Annotated in this window: 16 protein-coding genes; 7 read left to right on the top strand and 9 right to left on the bottom strand. The window is 74.2% G+C overall.

What is annotated here, in order from left to right; translation table 11 throughout:
- Positions 1-56: 56 nt before the first annotated feature.
- The 6 genes from ACIQI7_RS27125 to ACIQI7_RS27100 all read right to left on the bottom strand — a co-directional run bounded on the left by ACIQI7_RS27125 (position 57) and on the right by ACIQI7_RS27100 (position 8,343).
- Complete coding sequence (locus tag ACIQI7_RS27125) at positions 57-509, bottom strand: MarR family winged helix-turn-helix transcriptional regulator (RefSeq protein WP_401114440.1); 453 nt, start codon at positions 507-509, stop codon at positions 57-59.
- Positions 509-1,972: an MFS transporter gene (locus ACIQI7_RS27120; RefSeq protein ID WP_401114437.1), complete on the bottom strand. Its 1,464-nt coding sequence runs from the start codon at positions 1,970-1,972 to the stop codon at positions 509-511. The genes ACIQI7_RS27125 and ACIQI7_RS27120 overlap by 1 nt, the downstream gene beginning before the upstream one ends.
- A gap of 151 nt (positions 1,973-2,123) precedes the next feature.
- Positions 2,124-2,480 carry a zinc ribbon domain-containing protein YjdM gene (locus ACIQI7_RS27115; protein ID WP_401114433.1) on the bottom strand — a complete coding sequence of 119 codons (357 nt, stop codon included), beginning with the start codon at positions 2,478-2,480 and terminating at the stop codon, positions 2,124-2,126.
- Between the two features lie 77 nt (positions 2,481-2,557).
- A complete protein-coding gene (locus ACIQI7_RS27110) occupies positions 2,558-4,276 on the bottom strand; it encodes a SulP family inorganic anion transporter (RefSeq protein ID WP_401114431.1) in 1,719 nt (572 codons plus the stop codon).
- 236 nt (positions 4,277-4,512) lie between these two features.
- A complete protein-coding gene (locus ACIQI7_RS27105; protein WP_401114428.1) occupies positions 4,513-6,606 on the bottom strand; it encodes a HelD family protein in 2,094 nt (697 codons plus the stop codon).
- 117 nt (positions 6,607-6,723) lie between these two features.
- On the bottom strand, positions 6,724-8,343 hold the full coding sequence (locus tag ACIQI7_RS27100) for an ADP-ribosyltransferase domain-containing protein (protein WP_401114425.1): 1,620 nt from the start codon (positions 8,341-8,343) through the stop codon (positions 6,724-6,726).
- A 291-nt stretch (positions 8,344-8,634) separates the two neighbouring features.
- Between ACIQI7_RS27100 and ACIQI7_RS27095 the strand changes: the two genes are divergently transcribed.
- On the top strand, positions 8,635-9,321 hold the full coding sequence (locus ACIQI7_RS27095) for a macro domain-containing protein (RefSeq protein WP_401114423.1): 687 nt from the start codon (positions 8,635-8,637) through the stop codon (positions 9,319-9,321).
- Positions 9,322-9,458: 137 nt separating this feature from the next.
- Here the strand turns inward: ACIQI7_RS27095 and ACIQI7_RS27090 are convergent, their stop codons facing one another.
- Positions 9,459-10,130 carry a TetR/AcrR family transcriptional regulator gene (locus ACIQI7_RS27090; RefSeq protein ID WP_401114420.1) on the bottom strand — a complete coding sequence of 224 codons (672 nt, stop codon included), beginning with the start codon at positions 10,128-10,130 and terminating at the stop codon, positions 9,459-9,461.
- Positions 10,131-10,229: 99 nt separating this feature from the next.
- Between ACIQI7_RS27090 and ACIQI7_RS27085 the strand changes: the two genes are divergently transcribed.
- From ACIQI7_RS27085 to ACIQI7_RS27060, 6 genes are all read left to right on the top strand, one after another.
- Entirely contained in the window at positions 10,230-11,243 is a 1,014-nt protein-coding gene (locus tag ACIQI7_RS27085; RefSeq protein WP_401114417.1) for a zinc-binding dehydrogenase, read from the top strand.
- An 81-nt stretch (positions 11,244-11,324) separates the two neighbouring features.
- Positions 11,325-11,921 (top strand): DUF1349 domain-containing protein, encoded by a 597-nt coding sequence (locus tag ACIQI7_RS27080; RefSeq protein ID WP_401114414.1) that lies wholly within the window; start codon positions 11,325-11,327, stop codon positions 11,919-11,921.
- A 173-nt stretch (positions 11,922-12,094) separates the two neighbouring features.
- On the top strand, positions 12,095-14,911 hold the full coding sequence (locus ACIQI7_RS27075; protein ID WP_401114410.1) for a penicillin acylase family protein: 2,817 nt from the start codon (positions 12,095-12,097) through the stop codon (positions 14,909-14,911).
- Positions 14,912-15,118: 207 nt separating this feature from the next.
- The gene (locus ACIQI7_RS27070) at positions 15,119-15,673 is read left to right on the top strand and encodes a YceI family protein (RefSeq protein WP_401114613.1); all 555 of its coding nucleotides are present in this window, start codon (positions 15,119-15,121) and stop codon (positions 15,671-15,673) included.
- A 110-nt stretch (positions 15,674-15,783) separates the two neighbouring features.
- Positions 15,784-17,001 carry a pyridoxal-phosphate dependent enzyme gene (locus ACIQI7_RS27065; RefSeq protein WP_401114407.1) on the top strand — a complete coding sequence of 406 codons (1,218 nt, stop codon included), beginning with the start codon at positions 15,784-15,786 and terminating at the stop codon, positions 16,999-17,001.
- A gap of 192 nt (positions 17,002-17,193) precedes the next feature.
- Positions 17,194-18,579: a hypothetical protein gene (locus tag ACIQI7_RS27060; RefSeq protein WP_401114404.1), complete on the top strand. Its 1,386-nt coding sequence runs from the start codon at positions 17,194-17,196 to the stop codon at positions 18,577-18,579.
- Positions 18,580-18,639: 60 nt separating this feature from the next.
- Here the strand turns inward: ACIQI7_RS27060 and ACIQI7_RS27055 are convergent, their stop codons facing one another.
- Both ACIQI7_RS27055 and ACIQI7_RS27050 read right to left on the bottom strand, forming a co-directional pair.
- The gene (locus tag ACIQI7_RS27055; protein WP_401114401.1) at positions 18,640-19,695 is read right to left on the bottom strand and encodes a zinc-binding dehydrogenase; all 1,056 of its coding nucleotides are present in this window, start codon (positions 19,693-19,695) and stop codon (positions 18,640-18,642) included.
- Entirely contained in the window at positions 19,692-21,356 is a 1,665-nt protein-coding gene (locus ACIQI7_RS27050; protein WP_387748041.1) for a phytoene desaturase family protein, read from the bottom strand. Before ACIQI7_RS27050 ends, ACIQI7_RS27055 begins: the two co-directional genes overlap by 4 nt.
- Positions 21,357-21,374 lie beyond the last annotated feature (18 nt).

Raw genomic sequence — 21,374 nt, 5'->3', positions numbered from 1 at the left:
CCGCGGGATCCGTCGCCCGGACGGCCGCTGGTCCAGCGGCGGCGAGCCGGGGCGGGTCAGCCCAGGAGCTTCGCCAGCACCCGGTCGAGCACCCGGAGGTCCTCCGGGGGCAGCGCCAGCAGCGCGTCCGGCGGGGTGGTGAGGATCCCGGTGGCGAGCGCGGCCTTCGCCTCGCCCTCCTCGGTGAGGTGGACCAGCTTGGAGCGCCGGTCGGCCGGGTTGGTGATGCGTTCGGCGAGGCCGCGCCGCACCAGGTCGTCCACGATGACGCTGGTGTACGGCGGGTCGGCGGTCAGCCGCTCGGCCAGCTCCCGCAGGGTGATCGGGCCGGCGGCGAGCCTGCGCAGTGCCCGGACCCGGCCGAAGCTCATGCCGAGGGCTTCGGCGACGGTCTTGCGGCGGTCGTAGCGCTCCAGCACGAGCGCGTTCATCCCCTGCCAGACCCGGGCCGCCGTTCCGGCGTCCGCTTCGCCACCCTCCGGGTGCCCACCGGCCTCCAGGCGCTCCATCAGGCGTCCACCGTCTCCTTCGTGTCCTTGCTTCCCCCGGCCGCCTCCTCGGCGGCGAGCCGCTGCGCCGTGCGCTCGGCCGTCGCGCGGGCCCAGCGGCCCGAGGTGAGCGTACCGGTGACCAGCACGGCGACCCCGCAACCGGCGATGATCCACCACGCCGTCCGGGCCGCGCCGGTGAAGGCCGCCGGGTCCGCCTGGGCGGCCCCGGCCATCACGGCGCCGATCACCGCGACGCCCAGCGACTGGCCGACCTGCCGGCTGGTGGAGGCGACGGCGGCCGCCACCCCGGCCTGCGAGCGGGGCATCCCGGAGACGGCGGTGTTGGTGATGGGCGCGTTGACCAGGCCGAAGCCGGTGCCGAAGAGCAGGAAGGCGACGACCAGCAGTCCGCTCGGCACGTGCTCGGAGTAGCCGACCGCCTGGAGCACCGCGCTCGCGGTCAGCGTCGTCCCGGCCAGCAGCAGCGGCGTGCGCGGCCCCCGGGTGGCCACCATCCGGCCGGACAGCGGTGCGGCGAGCAGCGACATGGCCGCCATCGGCAGCATGAACAGCCCGGCGTGCAGCGGGTCGAGGCCGCGGACGTCCTGGAGGTACAGGGAGCTGAGGAACAGGAAGCCGCCGAGGCCGGCGAAGGCGGCGACCGCGGTCACGGTGGCGCCGGAGAAGGGCGCGGAGCGGAAGAACCGCAGGTCGATCAGCGGGTCGGTGCGCCGGGGCTCGTACCACAGCAGCCCCAGCAGCGCGCCGAGCGCCGCCGCCGTGCAGCCGAGCACCAGGGGCGAGGTCCAGCCGCGCTCCGGCGACTCGATGATCGCGCAGGTGAGGGCGGCGAGCAGCACGACGACCAGCAGCTGGCCGACCGGGTCCACCCGGCGGGCGCGGGCGGCCCGGGACTCCGGCACGTAGCGGGTGGTGAGGAAGAGCGCGGCCAGGCCGATCGGGACGTTGATCCAGAAGATCGCCCGCCAGCCGGCCGACTCCACCAGCGCCCCGCCGATGATCGGCCCGGCGGCCATGCTGATGCCGACCACGCCGCTCCAGACGCCGATCGCGCGGGCGCGCTGGCGGGAGTCGGTGAAGGTGTTGCTGATGATCGACATGGCGACGGGGTTCAGCATCGATCCGCCGACGGCCTGGAGCATCCGGGCGGCGATCAGCCAGCCGAGGCTCGGGGCCAGGCTGCACAGCAGGGAGGCCGCGCTGAACACCACCAGGCCGATCCGGAACACCCGGCGTCGGCCGATCCGGTCGGCCGTCGAGCCGGCGAGCATCAGCAGGCTCGCCAGCACCAGGGTGTAGGCGTCGACCGTCCACTGCAGCCCGGACACCGAGGTGTCCAGGTCGCGCCGGATCGCGGGCAGGGCCACGTTCATGATGGTGATGTCGAGGCTGACGATCAGCAGGCTCATGCAGCAGACGGCGAGCACGAGCCATGGCCGCGTTCGGGCGGCAGGGGGCATGACGGACCCTCCACAATTAGTTGTGTTGCTATCATCATTGTGAGACTACAACTAACTCGAGGCCTGCTCCACCCCCGACGGGCCCCGGCAAACGGGACGGCCGCGCCCCGCCGGTCATCCTCGGCGGGGCGCGGCCGTTCGGGCCCGCGGGTCAGGCCTTCTTGACCACGCTGGACTTGAGCTGCATGGCACCGAAGCCCTCGATGCGGCAGTCGATGTCGTGCCCGTCGACCCCGTCCACCAGGCGGATGTTGCGCACCTTGGTGCCGGCCTTGATGCCGGAGGCGCTGCCCTTGACCTTGAGCGCCTTGATCACCGTCACGGTGTCGCCGTCGCTCAGCGGGTTGCCGACCGCGTCCTTGACCACGCGCTCGTCGGCCGGCACGCCGGCCTGGTCGGCGCCGCCGGGCACCCACTCGTGGGCGCACTCGGGGCACACCATGAGGGCGTTCATCTCATAGGTGTACTCGCTGGAGCACTGCGGGCACGGGGGGAGGTTGTCGCTCATGGGTTCAGGATATCCAGGGTGTTCGAAGGGATCCGCAGGACGAGTGCGGAGGTCAGCGGGGGTGCCGGGGCCCTCGGTCAGCCGCCGGAGCCGGAGGCCGTGAGGTCGCGGCCGGCGGGCGGGGCCGCCCGGCCGGCCAGGTGGGCCCGGGCGTGGGCGATGGCTTCGGGGGTGGTCGCGAAGACGTGGCCGTCGGCGCGGAGCCGGTCGAGCACGCCGAGGGCGTCCAGTGGTCGGTGGTGTTCGTCGCGGATGCCGGAGACCAGAACGAGGGTGCCGCGTCGCCGGAGTCCGGTGATGGCGTCGCCGAGGACGGTGGCGCCGCTGGCGTCGATCGCGCTGACCCGGGACATCCGCAGGATCGCGACCTCGACCCGGGCGGAGCCGGTGAGCTCCAGCAGGAAGCGGTGGGCGGCGGCGAACAGCAGCGGCCCGTCGATGCGGTAGGCGACGATGTGTTCGGCGACCAGCGCCTGCTCCTCGGCATGGTGGTCGGCCGGGGGCAGGTCGGCGTGCAGCGGGACCTGCTCGACGCGCGCGGCCTTGGCGACGGCGGCGAGTGCCAGCACCCCGGCGACGAGCAGGCCGGCCACGACGGCGGTGACCAGGTCGAAGGCGAGCGTGGCGGCGGCCGTGAGCACCATGACCGCCGCCTCGCCCCGCCCGGTGCGGGCGAGGGCCCGCAGCGAGCCGATCTGGACCATCCGCACGGCGGTGGCGATCAGCACCCCGGCCAGGGCCGCCAGCGGGATGTCGGCGACGAGCGGGGCGGCGGCGAAGACGATCACCGCGAGGACGGCCGCGTGGACGAGCGCGGCGAGCCGGGAGGCGGCTCCGGAGCGGACGTTGACGGCGGTGCGGGCGATCGCGCCGGTCGCGGCGACGCCGCCGAACAGCGGGGCCACCAGGTTGGCCAGGCCCTGGCCGAACAGTTCGCGGTCGCTGTCGTGCCGCTCGGACACGCTCATCGCGTCGGCGGCCGTGGCCGACATCAGCGACTCCAGGGCGGCCAGCGCGGCGACGGCGAGCGCGGAGGGCAGCAGGGCGGGGACGGCCCCGAGGTCGAGGAAGCCGAGCGAGGGCACCGGCAGACCGGTGGGCAGGTGGCCGATGGTGGCCACCGGCAGGCCGGCCGCCTTGGCGGTGACGGTCGCGGCGACGACGGCGACCAGCGAGAACGGCAGCGCGGGCCGCAGCCGCACGCCGAGGAGCATCACGGCGGCGACGGCGAGGGCCAGGGCCAGGGCGGCCCAGTGCGGGGCGGCGGCGAAGTCGCGCACCGCCCGGGCCGCGACCACCGCCGGGTTGTCGCCCTCGGGCTTGGGCACGCCGAGCGCGCCGGGCACCTGCTGGAGGGCGATGACCCCGGCGATGCCGACGGTGAAGCCCTCCACCACGGGCACCGGCACGTACGCCATCCAGCGCCCGGCCCGGACCAGGGCGAGGAGCACCAGGACGACCCCGGCCAGCAGGCCGACGGTCAGCACACCGCGGGTGCCGTAGCGGGCGACGATCGGCACCAGGACCACGGTCATGGCGCCGGTCGGCCCGGACACCTGGACGTCGGAGCCGCCGAAGACGGCGGCCAGCGCCCCGGCGACGACCGCGGTGGCCAGCCCCGCCGCGGCCCCCGCGCCCGAGGAGATGCCGAAGCCCAGGGCCAGCGGCAGCGCCACGACCGCCACCGTGAGCCCGGCCGCCAGGTCCCTGCGCGGGGAACGGCCCATGGTGGCGAGGATGTCCCGGGTCGGCAGAACGGCCCGGACCCGATCGCCCAGGACGGCGGCGCGGCTCATGCCGCCCCCTCCCGGCCGGCCGTCGGCCGTCGCTCGCCGATTGCCGCGGTCACGACCGCCCCTTCCTGCGTCCGGCGGCGGCGCCCGGACGCGCCGCGTACCGGTTCAACCGATCCAACGGCACGCCAGCATGTATGAACTTGAAGAATTTTTCAAATCACTTGTTTCGCATGTGATGGATTCCGACAGTAGCGACCTCCGCGGTCAGCGCGTCCGGCGGGACCCCACCCCCACCCTCACCCGCCGAGCGGCGCGGGCAACGGGCGGGAGTGCAGGACGTCCAGCCGGGAGACGGCCCTGGTCACCACCACGTACAGCCGGTGCAGCCCGCGCGCCTCGGCCTCCACGATGGCGGCGGGCTCCAGCACCACCACGTGGTCGTACTCCAGCCCCTTCACCAGCGAGGCCGGCAGCACCGTCACCCGCGCCGTGCTCCCGACCTGTTCGGCCGCCCCGGTCGGGATGCCCGCGGCGAGGAGCGCCTCGGCGGCCTCCGCCACCGCGCCGTCCGCCGCGATCACCGCGGTCGAGCCCTCGCGCTCCAGCGCGGCCCGCACCGCCGCCACCGCCGCTCCGCCCAGGCCGCCGCCGGCCACCCGCCGCACCGTCAGCTCGCCGTCCTGCCGCAGCGACACGGCCGGCGGCACGTCCACGTCCAGGGCGCCCAGCAGGGTGTTGGCCAGGGCCGTGACGGCGGCCGGAACGCGGAAGCCGGTGGTCAGCGGCACCACCGCGGCCTGCGGCTTGCCCAGGTGGGCGAGCTGCTCGGACCAGCTGCGGGCGGCCCACGGGGCCGTCGCCTGGGCGAGGTCGCCGAGGACGGTGAGGGAGCCGAAGGCGCTGCGCCGGGCGATCGCCCGGCACTGCATCGGGGAGAGGTCCTGGGCCTCGTCCACCACCACGTGCCCGAAGCCGGCCGGGCGCTCGATCAACCCGGCCACCTCGTCCAGGAGCATCAGGTCGTGCTCGGACCACCTGGCGCTCTTCTCCGAGCGCGGCGGCCTGCGCCACAGGACCGCCGCCTGCTCCTCGGGGCCGAGCACCCCGTCGGCGGCCGCGGCCAGCACCGCCGGGTCGCTCAGCAGCGCGGCGACCACGGTCTCCGGGCGCAGCCGGGGCCAGGCGGCCTCCAGGAAGGCCGCGACCGGCTTGCAGCGGCCGGTCTTCCGCGACCAGGCGCCGGACCGGACGCCGGTCCGCCGCTCCGCCTGGTCCTGGAGCATCGCCACCACCCGGGTGCGCAGGCTCTCCCGGCCGATCGCGTACGGCGGCGCCTGCTCGCGCAGTTCGGCGACCGTCCGGTCGAGCCGCTCCGCCGACACCCGCCAGCGGTAGGAGCCGTCCGGGACGACCAGCGGCTCCGAGCCCGTCGCCCGGATCCGGCCGTACAGCGCCCGGTGCAGCACCGTCGCCATCCGCGCGTCCTGCTTGACGGCGGCGGCCCGCTCGTCGTCCACCGCGGTGACCGGCCGGGTGGCGACCAGGTCCTCGACGGTGCTCTGGGTGACGTCGATCTCCCCGAGTGCGGGCAGCACCTCGGCGATGTAGCGCAGGAAGGTCCGGTTCGGGCCGATGACCAGCAGGCCGCCGCGCCGGATCCGCTGCGGGAAGCTGTAGAGCAGGTACGCGGCGCGGTGCAGCCCGACGGCGGTCTTGCCGCTGCCGGGAGCGCCCTGCACGCAGACCGACTCGCTCAGCTCGCCCCGCACCAGGACGTCCTGTTCGGGCTGGATGGTGGCGACGATGTCCCGCATCGGGCCGGTGCGGGGCCGCTCGATCTCGGCGGCCAGGATGCCGCCCGCCCCGCCGGAGCCGTCGGCGCCACCGGCTCCGCCGGACCGGTCGGGCCCGCCGAGGAGCTCGTCCTCCAGCCCGGTCAGCTCCTCGGGCGCGCCCAGGCTCCACGGCGCCCAGCCGAACCGGCGGCGCCGCGCGAGCCCGAGCGGGGCGTGGGCGCTCGCCTGGTAGAACGCCCGGGAGACGGGGGCCCGCCAGTCGACCACCAGCGGCGGCACCGTCGGGTCCTCGGAGATCCGCCGGCGGCCCACGTAGTAGCGCTGGCACCGGTGGTCGCCGGCCTCCGCGGTGTCGGCGAAGTCGAGACGGCCGAAGAACGACGGGCTCTCCGGCAGCTCTCGCATCCGCTTGGCGCGGGTGCGCAGGTACCGGCCGAGAGCCTCCGCGCTGGCGCCGTCGCCGGAGACGTCCTCTCCGGCGACGACCTGGTGGCCCGCGTCCTCGACCTGCCGGGCCGTCGCCGCCCGGCAGACCTCCACGTAGGCCCGCTCCCGTTCCAGTTCGCCGTCGAGGGCGTGGGCTTCCGAGGTCATCGTTCGCGTCCCTTCCCGCATGACGGGCTCACCTGTCGTTCGCAGTCCAGCATAACTTAACCTAGTCAAAATACTGACTTGGTTGCCGACTCCGGGGGCAGGTCGGGCCCGGACCGCTCAGGACACCAGGGGCGCCTCCTCCAGCTCCGTCAGCGTCACGGTGCACAGGCCGCCCCGCTCGGCCCGCACCTCGGTGACCTCCAGCTGGGTACCGGGCAGCAGGATGAACTCCTCCTCGCCGGTGAACGCCGAGAAGTTCTGGATGCCGGCGGCCCGCACCGGACGCACCTCGAAGAGCGTCCGCTTGCCCCGGCTGCCGAGGAAGGCCCGCGCCACCCCGAGCTTGGAGGTGCAGGAGGAGACGCCCCACCACGTCACCGTCTTCCCGAGCGGGTACTGCCGCCGCAGGTCCAGCGACACCCCGCGCCACAGCGGCGCGGTGCGGACGGGCAGCCGCGACACCGCCGCGAACAGCAGCCGAAGGTACGGCAGGTAGGGCACCAGCCGGCCGCGGTCCGGCGAGCGCAGCACCGCGTTGATCTCCCGGTAGAACGCGGACTCGCAGGTGTACAGGTACAGCGCTGCGACCTCGTCGGCGGACAGGCCGGTGGCCGCCTCGTCGGCCCGCCGCTTGCCGAAGTCGTGCGACAGCGCGACGTGCCGGTCCAGGCCGCGCAGCAGCTCGGCGACCGGCGACACCGCCTCCCGGAAGCCCATCAGCGGGGTGTCGAACACGCCGGTGATGGCGGGCAGGACGAGGCCCTCGTCCTTCACCCCGGCGAGTCGGTCCAGGTAGAGCTGGTGCAGCTCCATGGTGGAGGCGATGAAGGCGCCCATCCGCTCGGCGACCCCGTCCGCCGCCCCGCCGTCCTGCGCCGACGCCGCGTCCCACCCGGTGCTGGGCAGCCAGTCGACCTCGTCGGCGCCGAGCGAGGCGAGTGCGGCGTTGACCGTGGCGAAGTGCTCGCCGTCGCAGAAGATGTCGCCCTGGGCCGCCGGGTTGGCGTGGTCGATGTGCCGGACCTCGACCTCGGGGTACTTCCGCTGCAGCCGCAGGACGACGTTCTTCAGGCTGCGCGCGTGCGCGCCCCACCAGGCGAAGACCACGTAGCGGTCCTCCTCGGCGGCCTGCTGCTTGGCCCTGAGGATCTCCTCCACGATCCGCTCGGCGACCGGCCGCCAGAACCCGGTGTGCTGGTCCGGCCCCATCGCGCCGTCGCCGCTCGCGGTGAGCGCCGCGTTCAGCAGCAGGACGCCCTGGGTGAGCATCGCCTGGAACCACTCCGGCGGCTGGACCGTCTCCTGCTTCTTCAGCAGCGCCCGTATGTCGGCGATCGGCGTCTTCTTGGGGATGCCGTACTTCCACATCGCCGCGGCCTTGATGAGGCAGCGGATGCTGATCACCCGGCCGAACTGGCTGTCCTTCCAGTCGTGGAAGGTGTTGTCGAACATCGCGATGCCGGTGGCGCTCTCCGGCCTCGGGTACGGGTTCTGCCCGAAGACCACGACCTTCCACTTGTGCGGCGCGTGCGGCTTGAGCGCCTGGAAGGTCAGCTCGCGGACCGGGACGACCTCCGGGCTGCGGCCGGGGCCGATGAACGAGGCCGCGCCCGGCTGCGCCTCGATGACCGGCTTCAGCAGCGGCAGCCACGGCTCGCCGCCGCCCGTGAAGAGCTCCGCGAGGGCGAGCGGGTCGTTCGGGTCGGGCTGGGTGGCGGGGGTGTCGACAGCGCTCATGGTGGTGCGACTCCGGCTGGTCGGGACCGTACGAAGAACAGACGAACGGCAGGTGATGATCCGTCAGCTTCCCTGGCGGACACCACAGTCCTACCAGCCGGGTCCGACAGTCCCGTCCGTCCCGGCCGGCCGCCCGACCAGGACGGACGGGGCCCGACGGATTGTCAGTGCGGGGCGCTAGCTTCGTCGGTGTCACCAAGGAACCGGAGCAACCGGCCACGGCCGGTCCTCCGGCCCGCCGGACCACCACCCGGCCGTCCCGGCCGACCACCCCACCGACAGGAGCCCAGCATGACCACGGACCGCACCCAGTCGCCGCTCAAGGTGGTGCTGACCGACCTCAACGCGACGGTCGTGGAGTCCTGGCGGGCAGCCTTCGCCGACGTCCCCGGGATCGAGATCCGGCACGCCTCCATCCTCACCGCGGAGGTCGACGCCTGGGTCAGCCCCACCAACTCCCGCGGCCTGATGGACGGCGGGACGGACGCGGCGATCAAGCGCCACCTGGGCGCGGGCATCCAGCTGCGGGTCCAGAAGGCGATCCGCGAGCAGCACGCCGGCAGCCTCCCGGTCGGCAGCGCCGTCTGCGTCCCGTCCGGCGCCGTCAACCCCGGGTTCCTGATATCGGCCCCGACGATGCGGTCCTCCTCGCAGAACGTCAGCGAGACCTTGAACGTGGCCCTGGCCTGCGCCGCCGCCTTCCAGGCCGTCCACCGGCAGAACCGGCTGCGGCCGGGCTCCATCGAGTCGGTCGCCCTGGTCGGCATGGGCGCCCGGACGGGCAAGGTCCCGCCCCGGGTCTGCGCCAACCTGATGTGGTCCGGCTACACCCTCTTCAACGACCACCACTTCGAGGACGACGACGACCTGCGCGCCACCCTCCTCGCCCAGCTGGACGACCTGGAGAAGGCGCCCGCCACCGAGCGGGTGCGCATCACGCCGCCCGCGCGCCGGAGTTCCCCGACCCGGCGGGCCTGACCCCACCCCGGGCGGCCTGCCCCACCCGGCCGGCCGCCGCCCTCGCCCACCGCCGCACGGCCACCGTGCGGCGGCGGCGCCGTGTCCACCCCCGCCCGCACCCTCACACCCACCCGCCCGCCGCGCGATGAGAGCCCTCAGCCCGCCGTGAGCGCGAGCCGGATCCAGCGCCCGGACTCCACGACCGCCACCCCCACGTCGAAGGCCTCCGGGGCGGCCGCGGCCTGCACCACCAGCCCCTTGAGCAGCCCGACGAAGGCGAGCGCGAAGGCCTCCGGGTCCACGCCGGGGCGCAGCTCCCCGTCCCGCTGCCCCTGCCGGACCACCTCGGCCGCCCAGCTCCGGGTCCGGGCGTCCAGCTCCGCCACCGCCGCGGTCAGCTCCGAGGCCCCGGCGAGCGCCTCGGCCCCCAGCACCACGAAGGCCCGGCCCAGGTCGGTCGGCTCGCGCACGCCCTCCAGGCAGCCGCGCGCGAACCCGCACAGCTCGTCCACCGCCCCCGCCCCGCTGCGCTCCGGCGCGGCCGCCGCCATCGCCTCCGCCAGCGCCGCCTCCTGCAGGCGTGCCAGCAGCGCGGCCTTCGACCCGAAGTAGTGGGTGGCCAGGCCCCGGCTGAAGCCCGCCTCCTCCCCCACCCTGGCGAGCGTGACCCCGGTGCTGCCGTGCTCCGCGATCAGCCGGGCGGCGGCCGCGATCAGCGCGGACTCGGCCCGGACCCGCCGTTCGGCCTGGGTACGGCGTGCCGGCGCCTCGCCGGGCCCCGCGGGCTCCCCGGACCGGCCCGTGCGGTCCTCATCGTGCGTAGACATAAGACCATGCTACGGTGAACTTGCTTGTTGGATAACAAGTAACTTCCGGAGCGGCGAGCACTCCCCCGGCCCGCCGCCCCCGCGAGAAGGGAAGTCCCGATGACCGCCACGATGCTCGCCGGCCGGCTCGACGTCGCGAAGGGCGCCTTCGCCGTGGAGGAGGTCCCCGTCCCGGCACCCGGTCCGGGCGAGGTGCTGATCAAGGTGGAGGCCGCCGGCGTCTGCCTCTCCGACGTCCACCTGATCGAGGGCATGCTCAAGCCGCTGTTCCTCCAGGGCGGCAAGGTCACCCTCGGCCACGAGGTCGCGGGCACCGTGCACACCCTCGGCGAGGGCGTCACCACCGCGGCCGTCGGCGACCGGGTGCTGCTGCAGGCCGGCGAGACCCGTGACGGCGTCGTGCACACCCGCGGAGTGGACTACGACGGCGGCTGGGCCGAGTACGCGCTCGCCACCGCCACCACCCTGGTGCCGATCCCGGACGAACTCCCCTTCGAGCAGGCCTGCTTCATCCCCGACGCGGTCTCCACCCCCTGGGCCGCGATCACCGCCACCGGCGCCGTGCGCCCGGCCGAGGCGGTCGGCGTCTGGGGCGTCGGCGGTCTCGGCGCCCACGGCGTCCAGCTGCTGCGGACCGTCGGCGCCTTCCCGATCGTCGCCGTCGACCCGCTGCCGGCCGCCCGCGAGCGCGCCCTGGCCTTCGGCGCCGACGCCGCCCTCGACCCGGCCGACCCCCGGTTCGCCGAGCTGCTGCGCGAGGCCACCGGTGGTCGCCCGCTGTCCGTCGCCTTCGACTTCGCCGGCGTCGCCCCGGTGCGCGAGCAGGCCATGGCCACCCTCGGCGAGCACGGCCGCCTGGTGCTGGTCGGCCTCACCGACAAGCCGCTGACCGTCACCAATGGCACCCTGGTCAGCTACCTGCGCCAGCAGATCCGCGGCCACTACGGCTCCGAGGGCCAGGACGTCATCGACCTGGTCAACCTGGTCCGCGGCGGCCGGCTCGACTTCGCCCGGTCGGTGAGCGGCACCTACCCGCTGGCCGAGGCGGCCCGCGCGGTCGAGGCGCTGGAGCACAAGGAGGGCAACCCGATCCGCCTGGTGCTCAAGCCCTGACCGGGCCCCCACCCCCGTCGCCGGGGCGGGCCACCCGATAGTCTTTCAGCAACTTCCGGCAAGCCGATGAAGGATGGGACCGTGCACCCGCCCCGCGACATCCCCTGGCACGAGGGCAGCTGGCTCAACGAGCCCGAGGACGCCCGGACCGACGGCGCCGACCTCCTGGTCACCGCCCGCGGCCGCAGCGACTTCTGGCGCACCACCGGTTACGGCTTCGTCCGCGACGACGGGCACGCGCTGCTCGCCGGCTTCCCGCCGGGCAGCGCCACCGAGGTCACCTTCGTCGCGGACTTCGCCGCCCTCTACGACCAGGCCGGCCTGCTGATCCGGGTCGACCCCAGGACGTGGATCAAGGCCGGAGTGGAGATGAGCGACGGCGTACCCCACCTCGGGGCGGTCGTCACCCACGGCGTCTCCGACTGGTCCCTCGCGCCGGTCCCCGACTGGCACGGCCGCCCGGTCACCGTGCGCGCGAGCCGCACCGGCGACGCCGTGACCGTTCGCGCCCGCTGCGCGGACGGCCCCTGGCGCCTGGTCCGCCTCGCGCCGCTCGCCCCCGAGGCGGCCGCCACCGCCGGCCCGTTCTGCTGCTCCCCCGAACGCGCCGGCCTCCAGGTCCGCTTCACCCGCTTCGCCCAGGGCGACGCCGACCCGGCGCTGCACCTGCCGGACTGAGCCCGGCAGGTGCGGCGCCGCCCCTCCCCGTCATCCAGCTTCCCCGGAAGCGCCGCCCCACGAGCCACAACTCCCGCCCCGCGCAGGGAAAATGGCATGCACGCCACTAGCCAACCGGCCAGTAGCGCCCCTACCGTCGACTCTTCCGTGAGACTTCGACGGAGGAGTCCGCCTTGCGTCCACGCCAACGCCCCCGCCCCCGCTCCCTCCGACTCCCGGCCGCCGCCCTCGCCTCGGCCCTGCTCGTCACCGCCGCCCTCACCACCACCCCCGCCGCCACCGCCGCCCCCACCCCCGCGACGGCGACCGCCGCCACCGACTACTGCGGCGGCCGCTGCGCCGACATCCTGCCGCCCGGCGAGAACGGCAACGCCACCCTCGCCGACATCCTGCTCAACCGGGCCTTCGGCACCCGCCCCGCGCACACCGACGACCAGCTCGGCCCCTACGCCGCCCTCGCCTCCGGCTACCCCGGCCTGACCGAGGCCAAGCTGCGCGACTTCTTCAACGACGCCTCCTTCGGCGTCCCCGCCGACCAGGTGGCCAGCACCACCAGCCCGCGCCCGGACGTCACCATCGTGCGCGACAAGGCCACCGGCGTCCCGCACATCACCGGCACCACCCGCTACGGCACCGAGTTCGGCGCGGGCTACGCCGCCGCCCAGGACCGGCTCTGGGTGATGGACCTCTTCCGCCACGTCGGCCGCGGCCAGCTGTCCGGCTTCGCGGGCGGCGCCGCCGCCAACCGCCAGCTGGAGCAGACCTTCTGGCAGGCCGCGCCGTACACCGAGGCGGAGCTGCAGCAGCAGATCGACGCCATCGCCGCCCGCGGCGGCCGGGCCACCCAGGCCCTCGCCGACGCCACCGCCTACCTCGACGGCGTCAACAAGTACACCAAGGAGTCCTACGACGCCCGCACCTTCCCCGGCGAGTACGACCTCACCGGGCACATCGACCCGATCACCAACGCCGGCTCGATCGAGCCGTTCAAGCTGACCGACCTGGTCGCCCTCGCCTCCGTGGTCGGCGCCCTGTTCGGCTCCGGCGGCGGCGGTGAACTCGCCTCCGCCCAGGTCAAGTCGGCCGCCGAGGCCCGGTACGGCAAGGACACCGGGGACGCGGTCTGGAAGTCGCTGCGCGAGGCGGACGACCCGGAGGCCGTCCAGACGCTGCACGACGGCCAGAGCTTCCCGTACGCGACCGTCCCGGACGACCCGCAGGGCGCGGCGCTGCCCGACCCGGGCTCGGTGGTGCCCGAGCGGGTGGTCTACGACGCCACCGGCTCGGCCGGCTCCGCCACCACCGCGGCGAACGGCGTCCTGCCCGGCAACCTGCTGACCGCCAAGCACGGCATGTCCAACGCCCTGCTGGTCTCCGGCGCGCACACCGACGACGGGCACCCGGTGGCCGTGTTCGGCCCGCAGACCGGCTACTTCGCCCCGCAGCTGCTGATGCTGGAGGAGATCCAGGGCCCCGGCATCAGCGCACGCGGCGCCGCCTTCGCCGGCCTGAGCTTCTACGTGCAGCTCGGCCGCGGCCAGGACTACGCCTGGAGCGCCACCTCCGCCGGACAGGACATCACCGACACCTACGCCGTCCCGCTCTGCACCACCGACGGCTCCCCCGTCACCACCGCCGCCGACTCCTACCTCTGGCACGGCCAGTGCCTGCCCTTCGACCGGCTGGAACGCAGGAACGCGTGGAAGCCGACCACCGCCGACTCCACCCCGGCCGGCTCCTACACCCTGGTGATGCACCGCTCCCGGTACGGCCTGGTGACCGCCCGCGGCACGGTCGGCGGCGCACCCGTCGCCTTCACCTCGCTGCGCTCCACCTACCGGCACGAGGCCGACTCCATCATCGGCTTCCAGGAGCTGAACGACCCGGGCGCGGTGCGCGACGCGGCGGGCTTCCAGCAGGCCGCGCAGGACATCAACTACACCTTCAACTGGTTCTACGCCGACTCCCGCGACATCGCGTACTACAACTCCGGCAGCAACCCGGTCCGCGCCCCCGGCGTGGACCCGGGCCTGCCCGTCCACGCCCGACCCGCCTACGAGTGGGCCGACTTCGACCCCGTCGCCAACACCGCCCGGTACACCCCCGCGGCCGAGCACCCGCAGTCCGTCAACCAGGACTACTACATCTCCTGGAACAACAAGCAGGCGGACGGCTACACCTCGGCCGGCTTCGGCAACGGCTCGGTGCACCGCGGCAACCTGCTGGACGACCGGGTCAGGTCCCTGCTGCGCAACGGCGGCAAGGCCGGCCGGGTCTCGCTCACCCAGGCCATGGAGAGCGCCGCCCTCGCCGACCTGCGGGCCGAGGACGTGCTGCCCGACCTGATCCGCGTGCTGCGCAGCGCCCCCGTCACCGACCAGGCCGCCCTCACCGCCCTGCAGCAGCTGGAGGCCTGGCTCGCCGGCGGCGCCCTGCGGAAGGAGACTTCACCGGGCAGCCACGGCTACGCGGACGCCGCCGCGATCCGGGTGATGGACGCCTGGTGGCCGCTGGTCGCCGACGGCGTCATGCGGCCGGGCCTCGGCGACCCGCTGTTCGGCGCGCTGACCGGCGCCCTGCAGATCAACGAGTCCCCCTCCGGCGGCCAGACCGGCGCCGCCTCCGGCCCGGTGAGTGCCAACGAGGCCATCCCGCACAAGGGTTCAGCCTTCCAGTACGGCTGGTGGAGCTACCTGGACAAGGACCTGCGCGCCGTCCTCGGCGACCAGGTGGCCGGCCCGCTGGCCCGGCCGTTCTGCGGCGGCGGCGACCTGGCGGCCTGCCGGACCGTCCTGCTGGACACCCTGAAGCAGGCCGCCGCCCGGACTCCGGCCCAGGTCTACCCGGGCGACGCGGACTGCGCGGCCGGCGACCAGTGGTGCGCCGACACGATCATCCAGCGCCCGCTGGGCGGCGTGACGGACGCCAAGACCACCTGGCAGAACCGCCCGACCTACCAGCAGGTGGTGCAGTTCCCCGCCCACCGCTGAACCCGCCCCCCGCTTAACCCCGCCACCGCTTAACCCGCCCACCGCTGAACCGGCGCGGCCGGTGCCCCCGACGCGGGGCACCGGCCACCGGTCATCCGGGCCCCCGCATAACGCGCGGCCCCGGGGAGCTGCCCCTAGCGTGGTCCGGGGACCGCCCGACCACCCCCGGGCCGAGACCCGGGCCCCGCACCAGGAGGCATGCCGACCATGACCGCCAACCTCTCCGAGCTCACCGGCGACTACGTCCTCGATCCCACCCACACCCGGATCGGCTTCGTCGCCCGCCACGCCATGGTGACCAAGGTCCGCGGCGCGTTCCACCAGTTCGAGGGCACCGCCCACCTGGACGGCGGCGACCCGTCCCGCTCCTCCGGCCAGGTGGTGATCAAGACCGACAGCATCGACACCGGCGTGGAGCAGCGCGACCAGCACCTGCGCACCAACGACTTCCTGGACGCGCCGAACTTCCCCGACATCACGTTCCGCTCCACCGCGGTCGAGGTGCGCTCGGACTCCGAGTACCGGGTGACCGGCGACCTCACCATCAAGGACACCACCCGCCCGGTCACCATCGACTTCGAGTACACCGGCAACGCCGTCGACCCGTACGGCAACCTCCGGGTGGGCCTGGAGGGCTCGGTCACCATCAGCCGCAAGGAGTACGGCGTCACCTGGAACGCGGCCCTGGAGGGCGGCGGCGTCCTGGTCGGCGACAAGGTCGTCCTGGAGTTCGACATCTCGGCGATCCGCCAGGGCGGCTAGCGGCTCGGACCAGTGCCCGACCGCCCGGAACCGGTCCGCCACGAACGGGTTCCCGCCGCGGCCACGCCAACCGCCGGACCGCGTGGCGTCCACCCGGCTAGTCTCCTGGCATGCCAACAGAAGACTCCCTCGCGACCGGCCAGCGCTCCCTCGGCGACCCCGCCCTCGACTACCCGCTCCGGCCCGCGCTCACCGCCGGCTGCCCGCGCACCAGCACCGAGGACGTCTCCTACCCCGTCGAGGTCGACTACGCCTACGACCAGGTCGACGTGGCGGCCCTGTTCGCCCCCGCCCCGGTGCGCGGCGGCCTGGAACGCTGGGCCCCGCTGCTGCCGCCGCTGCTCGCCCCGGGCCTGGGCGAGGGCGCCACCGCGACGGTGGAGATCGAGCCCGGGGTGTACGTGAAGGACGAGTCCCGCAACCCCACCTGGAGCCACAAGGACCGGCTGAACCGCTGCACCACCAGCGCCGCCGTGGCCGCCGGCGCGCCGGGCCTCGCGGTCGCCTCCTCCGGCAACCACGGCGCCTCGGCCGCCGCCTACGCCGCCCGCGCCGGACTGCCCTGCGTGGTGTTCACCGGCCCGGACGTGCCGCCGAACGTCGACTCCTTCCTCAACGCCTACGGCGCGGTGGTGCTCCCCGTGCCGTGGGAGGCCCGCTGGCCGCTGCTGCGCCTGGCGGTCGACCGGCTGGGCCTGCACCCGGTCAGCAACCTGACCACCACCCACACCGGCCACGCGTACGGCCCCGAAGGCTACAAGACCGTCGCGTACGAGATCTTCCAGGACGTCGGCCTGCCGAGCGCGGTGTTCGTCCCGACCGGCTACGGCGAGCTGCTGTTCGGCGTCTGGAAGGGCTTCACCGAGCTGCGGCGGCTGGGCCTGACCGACCGGGTGCCGCGCATCCACTCCTGCGAGACGGCCACCTCCGGGCCGCTCGCCCGGGCGATCGCCGAGGGCCTGCCGGCCGCCCACGTGACGGTCGGCCCGAGCGACGCCTACTCGATCGGCTCCCCGGTCAGCGGCTACCGGGGCGTGCTCGCGGTCCGGGAGAGCGGCGGCCGGGCGCTGACCCTGGACGACGGCCAACTCGCCGACGCCCAGGGGGAGCTGGCCCGCGCCGGGCTCTGGACGGAACTGTCCGCGGCGGCCGGCCTGGCCGGGCTGCGCAGCCTCGGCGCACCGGATCTCTCGGACGGCCCGGTGGTCTGCGTGTCGACCTCCAGCGGCTTCAAGGACAAGGGCGTCGGCACCCATCGGACCGAGCCGGTCGCCGCCGACTGGGACGCCGTCGAGCTCCGGCTGCGGGCGGCCGGCATCACCGGCTGAGCCGCGCTCCCCGACCGCGCCCCCGGGGCGGCCGACCCCGCGGCCGGGCGGCCCCGGCCGGCGCCCGGCCGCGAGGCCCGCTGTTCGCCCGCCCGTCCACGCCCGTAAGGTCGCCGTAGGGTCGGTGTTCGCCGAGCGCCACCAGGCTTGCACCCTCCGCCAACTCCCCCCACACGCCGAAGGGTTGCCACCGTGTCGCGTTCCCTCCGCCGCCTGCTGCCGCTCGCCGTCGCCGTCGCGGCGGTGCCCGTGCTCGCCCTGCCCGCCGTCCCGGCCGGCGCGGTCACCTACGGCACCCCGACGATCACCTTCTCGGCCGGGTACCTGTCCGGCGCGGTCGGCGCCACCGGCGACCCGGCCGTGACGGTGACGGTCGCCCAGTCCGGCGCCTCCGCCTCCGCGCTGACCGTCGCCGCCTCCGCCACCACCCGCAGCGCCGTCGCCCGCACCGGCGACGTCACGGTCACCGGCAGCGGCGGCACCCGCACCCTGGCGGTCGCCGCCCGGGGCGTCGGCTACGCCGACCTCACGATCAAGGTCACCGGCCTCGGCGGCAAGAGCGCCACCCGCACCCTGCACTACGCCGCCTCCCCCGCCGTCCAGTACGCCGCCACCAGCCGCTACCTCACCGGCTCCAGCGACGCCTCGGCCGCCGTGGACGCGGGCGGCGGCTACATCGTGGTCGGCGACGACGAGTCCAACACGCTGCGCCTGTACGACCGCGACCGCTCCGGCGCGCCGGTCCGCACCTGGGACTTCAGCTCGGCCCTCGGCGTCTCCAAGGAGATCGACATCGAGGGCGCCACCCGGGTCGGCGACATCATCTACTGGACGGGCTCGCTCGGCAACAACAAGGACGGCGTGATCAAGCCGGACCGGCACACCGTCTTCGCCACCACCGTCACCGGCTCCGGCGCCGGCACCCAGCTGTCCCTGGCCGGCTCGTTCGACAGCCTGCGCGACGACCTGATCGCCTGGGACGACGCCCACGGCAAGCGCTACGGCTTCGCGGCCGGCGCCGCCGACGGCCAGGCGCCCAAGCAGGTCGACGGGTTCAACGTGGAGGGCCTGGAGTTCGCCCCCGGCAGCACCAGCACCGCCTACGTCGGCTTCCGCGCGCCGCTCACCCCGGCGGTCACCGGCGGCCGGGCGCTGCTCGTGCCGGTCACCAACCTCCCGTCGTTGCTGACCGGTTCGGCCGCGCACGCCGCCTTCGGCGACCCGATCGAGCTGGACCTCGGCGGGCTGTCCGTGCGCGACATCCGCCGCAACGACCTCGGCCAGTACCTGATCGTGGCCGGGTCCTGGTCCGCCGAGGACAACTCCGCCCCGTACGCGCTCTACCGCTGGGACGGGCGGCCCGGCTCCCGGCCGACCAAGCTGACCGACCTGCCGACCAGCGACTACGGCGCCTGGGAGGCCGTCGTCGACGTCCCGGACCTGGACGCCCCCGGCGCCCGCGCCCAGCTGATCACCGACGACGGCTCCGCCGACCTCTACGGCGACGCCACCGCCGCCAAGGACCTCACCCACCCCGAGTGGAAGAAGTCCCGCAGCACCTGGTTCACGCTGAACTAGCGTTCCGGCGGGGGGCCTTCGGCGCGCCCGCCGAAGGTCCCCCGCCGCGGCCCCGCCCGCTCAGAGCTCGACCAGCACCTTGCCGCTGCTGGCCGCACGGTCCAGGTAGAGGCCGCGGTAGGCGGCCGGGATGCTGTCGAACCCCTGGTGCACGGTCTGCCGGTACGTCAGCCGCCCGCTGCGGACCAGCGGCCCGATGTCCCGCCGCAGCGCGGCCCAGTTCTCCTCGGTGAACCACTCCAGCGAGAAGATCCCGCGGACCGTGGTGCGCGGGTACATGATCATCGGCAGCAGGCGCGGCCCCGTCCAGTCCCCGCCGACCTGGCTCCCCCACTGCCAGCACACCGCCACCCGGCTCTCCACCGCGAGCATCCCGAAGACCACGTCGGTCAGCGCCCCGCCGAGGCTGTCGAAGTAGCGGTCGACGCCCTCCGGGGCGAGTTCGGCTAGCTCCTTCTCCACCGACTCCGCCGGGTCGCCGTCGCGGTACAGCAGCACCTCGTCGTAGCCCAGCTCCCGCAGCCACCCGGTCTTCTCCGGCGTCGCCGTGGTGCCGATCACCCGGGCGCCCCGCAGCTTGGCCAGCTGCCCGACCAGCGACCCGACCGCCCCCGAGGCGCCGCTGACCAGCACCGTCGAGCCGGGCCGGACGTCCAGGAACTTCTCGACCGTCCCCCAGGCCGTCATCCCGGGCCCGCCCAGGATGCCGAGCGCGGTGGACAGCGGCAGGGCCTCGTCGTAGTCCGCCGGGTCCAGTCGGCGGAGGGCCGGGAAGACCATCGGGAAGGTCCCGGTCCGCCACAGCCGGGGCTCGCCGTTGCTGACCAGGTGGCTGCGCCAGCCGGTGAAGCCCTGCACCAGGTCGCCGACCGCGAACCGCGCGGCCGGCCCGGCCTCCAGCACCTCCATGATCGAGTCCGCGCCCATGCAGTCGCCGATCGGGGTGTCCAGCGCGATCCCCTGGAGGTACGGGTCGACGGAGACGTACCGGGTGCGCAGCAGCATCTCGTCCGGGGCGAGCCGGACGTCCAGGTCCTCCACGACCTTCCGGTACATCCGCTCGACGTCCGGCACGCCGTCCACGTGCTCCTGGACGACCCACTTCTCGATCCTCACGACGTGACTCCAAACTGCCGGACGGCGGGGCCGACCGGTTCGATGAGCAGGGTGGGCGGCGGGGCGCTGTCGTCCACCTCGGCGGTGAAGGGCCTGCCGTCGTCCCGGCAGATGAACTGGACGACGTGTCGGCCGGCCGCCGCCGCCCGGATCAGACCGCCGGTGGTCGCCCACACACCGGAGAGGTAGAAGTTCGCCAGGCCGGGCAGGCCCGGGCCGTTGCGCTTGACCTCCTCCTCCAGGGTCTCGCCGCTCTCCACGAAGGGCTGCCAGCCCAGCACCGTCCCGTTGTAGTTGCCGGTGTACCGGACCTGGGTGAGCGGGGTGGAGACGTCCTTGACCGACACCGCCTCCCGCAGCCCGGGGTGGTGGCCGTCCAGGAACTCGACGATGGTGTCCCGCACCCGGCGCTTCTCCCGCTGGTACTCCCGCCCCCGGCCGACCGGCAGGGTGTGCAGCTCCTCGCCGCGCCGCACCCGGGGCTCCTGCTCCGGCCCGGTGCTCAGCTCCCGCCACGGCTCGATGTCGCAGAAGTAGCTGGCGTACACCACGGTGGTGCCGGCGGGCGACAGCTCCGGGTAGTGGCGGCTGCGGAACTGGACGTTGATGCTCGGGTGCCGGATGCCGGTGAGCCGCTCGGCGACCTCGTCCTCCAGCAGGTAGGTGGTGCACGGGTCCCCGGCCGGGAAGGGCCTGCGCAGGCCAAGAAAAACAGTCACGTAGCCGGGGAAGACCATGCCCGGCTCGGTGATGGTCTGGGTGTACAGCCGGCGGTAGGTGTCGCTCAGGTAGCGGCCCTTGAGCAGGTCCATCATGGTGGTCCGGCCGTCGCAGGCGGCCACCACGATGTCCGCCCGCACCTCCTGGCCGTCGCTCAGCCGCACCCCCACCGCCCGGTCGTCCTCGATCAGGACCTCGGTCACCTTGGTGTTGTACGAGATCTCGCCGCCCAGCCGCAGGTAGCGCTGCTCGACCGAGTTGGCCAGCCCCAGCGAGCCGCCCTCCGGCACCCCGGCCGACTGCCCGGCGTGGCAGGCGAGCTGGAAGTAGTTGGGCAGCACCGGGAAGTTGGGGTGCTTCTCGTACAGGATGAAGTTGAACGCCTCGCGCAGCAGCGGGCTCCGGAACTTCGCCGAGTAGTCGCTCATCAGCACCGTGATCGAGCGCCGGATCACGTTGAAGTACGGCAGGAACGAGGCCAGCATCCGCATCCGCTCCCACCGGCCCATCAGCCCGACCGGCTTGAGGAAGGGGTAACGGGCCAGCGCCAGGCGGAACTTGCGCAGGCCTGCGCAGAACTGCCGGATCCGGCGGGCGTCCTCCGGCGCGAGCTCCAGCAGGTGGGCCTCCAGCCGGTCCGGGTCGGAGTAGAAGTAGACCGCCCGCCCGTCCCGGGTGCGCACCACGTTGAAGACGTCGAAGTTGCGCATCCGCTTGCCCTGCAGCGCGCCGAGTTCGAGCCAGATCTGGTGCATCTCGTTGCCCGGCCCGCTGCCCAGCAGCCAGCTGACGCAGCAGTCGAAGGTGAACTCGCCGCGGTCCCAGCCGGTGCAGCAGCCGCCGGGGATCTCGTGCATCTCCAGGATCCGGGTGCGGTAGCCGTTCATCTGCGCGAAGCAGCCCGTGGACAGCCCACCGAGCCCCCCGCCGATGATGACCATGCTCCGCCGGCCGCCGGT

This window comes from Kitasatospora sp. NPDC092039, from assembly GCF_044756065.1.
In the GTDB taxonomy this organism is placed as follows: domain Bacteria; phylum Actinomycetota; class Actinomycetes; order Streptomycetales; family Streptomycetaceae; genus Kitasatospora.
This window is presented reverse-complemented; position numbering and strand designations above follow the sequence as displayed.

Excerpts from the sequence above, each read along its gene's own strand:
- ACIQI7_RS27120 (WP_401114437.1), bottom strand. The coding sequence starts at position 1,972 with ATGCCCCCTGCCGCCCGAACGCGGCCATGGCTCGTGCTCGCCGTCTGC.
- ACIQI7_RS27085 (WP_401114417.1), top strand. The coding sequence starts at position 10,230 with ATGACCGCCACGATGCTCGCCGGCCGGCTCGACGTCGCGAAGGGCGCC.
- ACIQI7_RS27095 (WP_401114423.1), top strand. The coding sequence starts at position 8,635 with ATGACCACGGACCGCACCCAGTCGCCGCTCAAGGTGGTGCTGACCGAC.
- ACIQI7_RS27070 (WP_401114613.1), top strand. The coding sequence starts at position 15,119 with ATGACCGCCAACCTCTCCGAGCTCACCGGCGACTACGTCCTCGATCCC.
- ACIQI7_RS27065 (WP_401114407.1), top strand. The coding sequence starts at position 15,784 with ATGCCAACAGAAGACTCCCTCGCGACCGGCCAGCGCTCCCTCGGCGAC.
- ACIQI7_RS27090 (WP_401114420.1), bottom strand. The coding sequence starts at position 10,130 with ATGTCTACGCACGATGAGGACCGCACGGGCCGGTCCGGGGAGCCCGCG.
- ACIQI7_RS27100 (WP_401114425.1), bottom strand. The coding sequence starts at position 8,343 with ATGAGCGCTGTCGACACCCCCGCCACCCAGCCCGACCCGAACGACCCG.
- ACIQI7_RS27110 (WP_401114431.1), bottom strand. The coding sequence starts at position 4,276 with ATGAGCCGCGCCGCCGTCCTGGGCGATCGGGTCCGGGCCGTTCTGCCG.
- ACIQI7_RS27115 (WP_401114433.1), bottom strand. The coding sequence starts at position 2,480 with ATGAGCGACAACCTCCCCCCGTGCCCGCAGTGCTCCAGCGAGTACACC.
- ACIQI7_RS27125 (WP_401114440.1), bottom strand. The coding sequence starts at position 509 with ATGGAGCGCCTGGAGGCCGGTGGGCACCCGGAGGGTGGCGAAGCGGAC.
- ACIQI7_RS27050 (WP_387748041.1), bottom strand. The coding sequence starts at position 21,356 with ATGGTCATCATCGGCGGGGGGCTCGGTGGGCTGTCCACGGGCTGCTTC.
- ACIQI7_RS27105 (WP_401114428.1), bottom strand. The coding sequence starts at position 6,606 with ATGACCTCGGAAGCCCACGCCCTCGACGGCGAACTGGAACGGGAGCGG.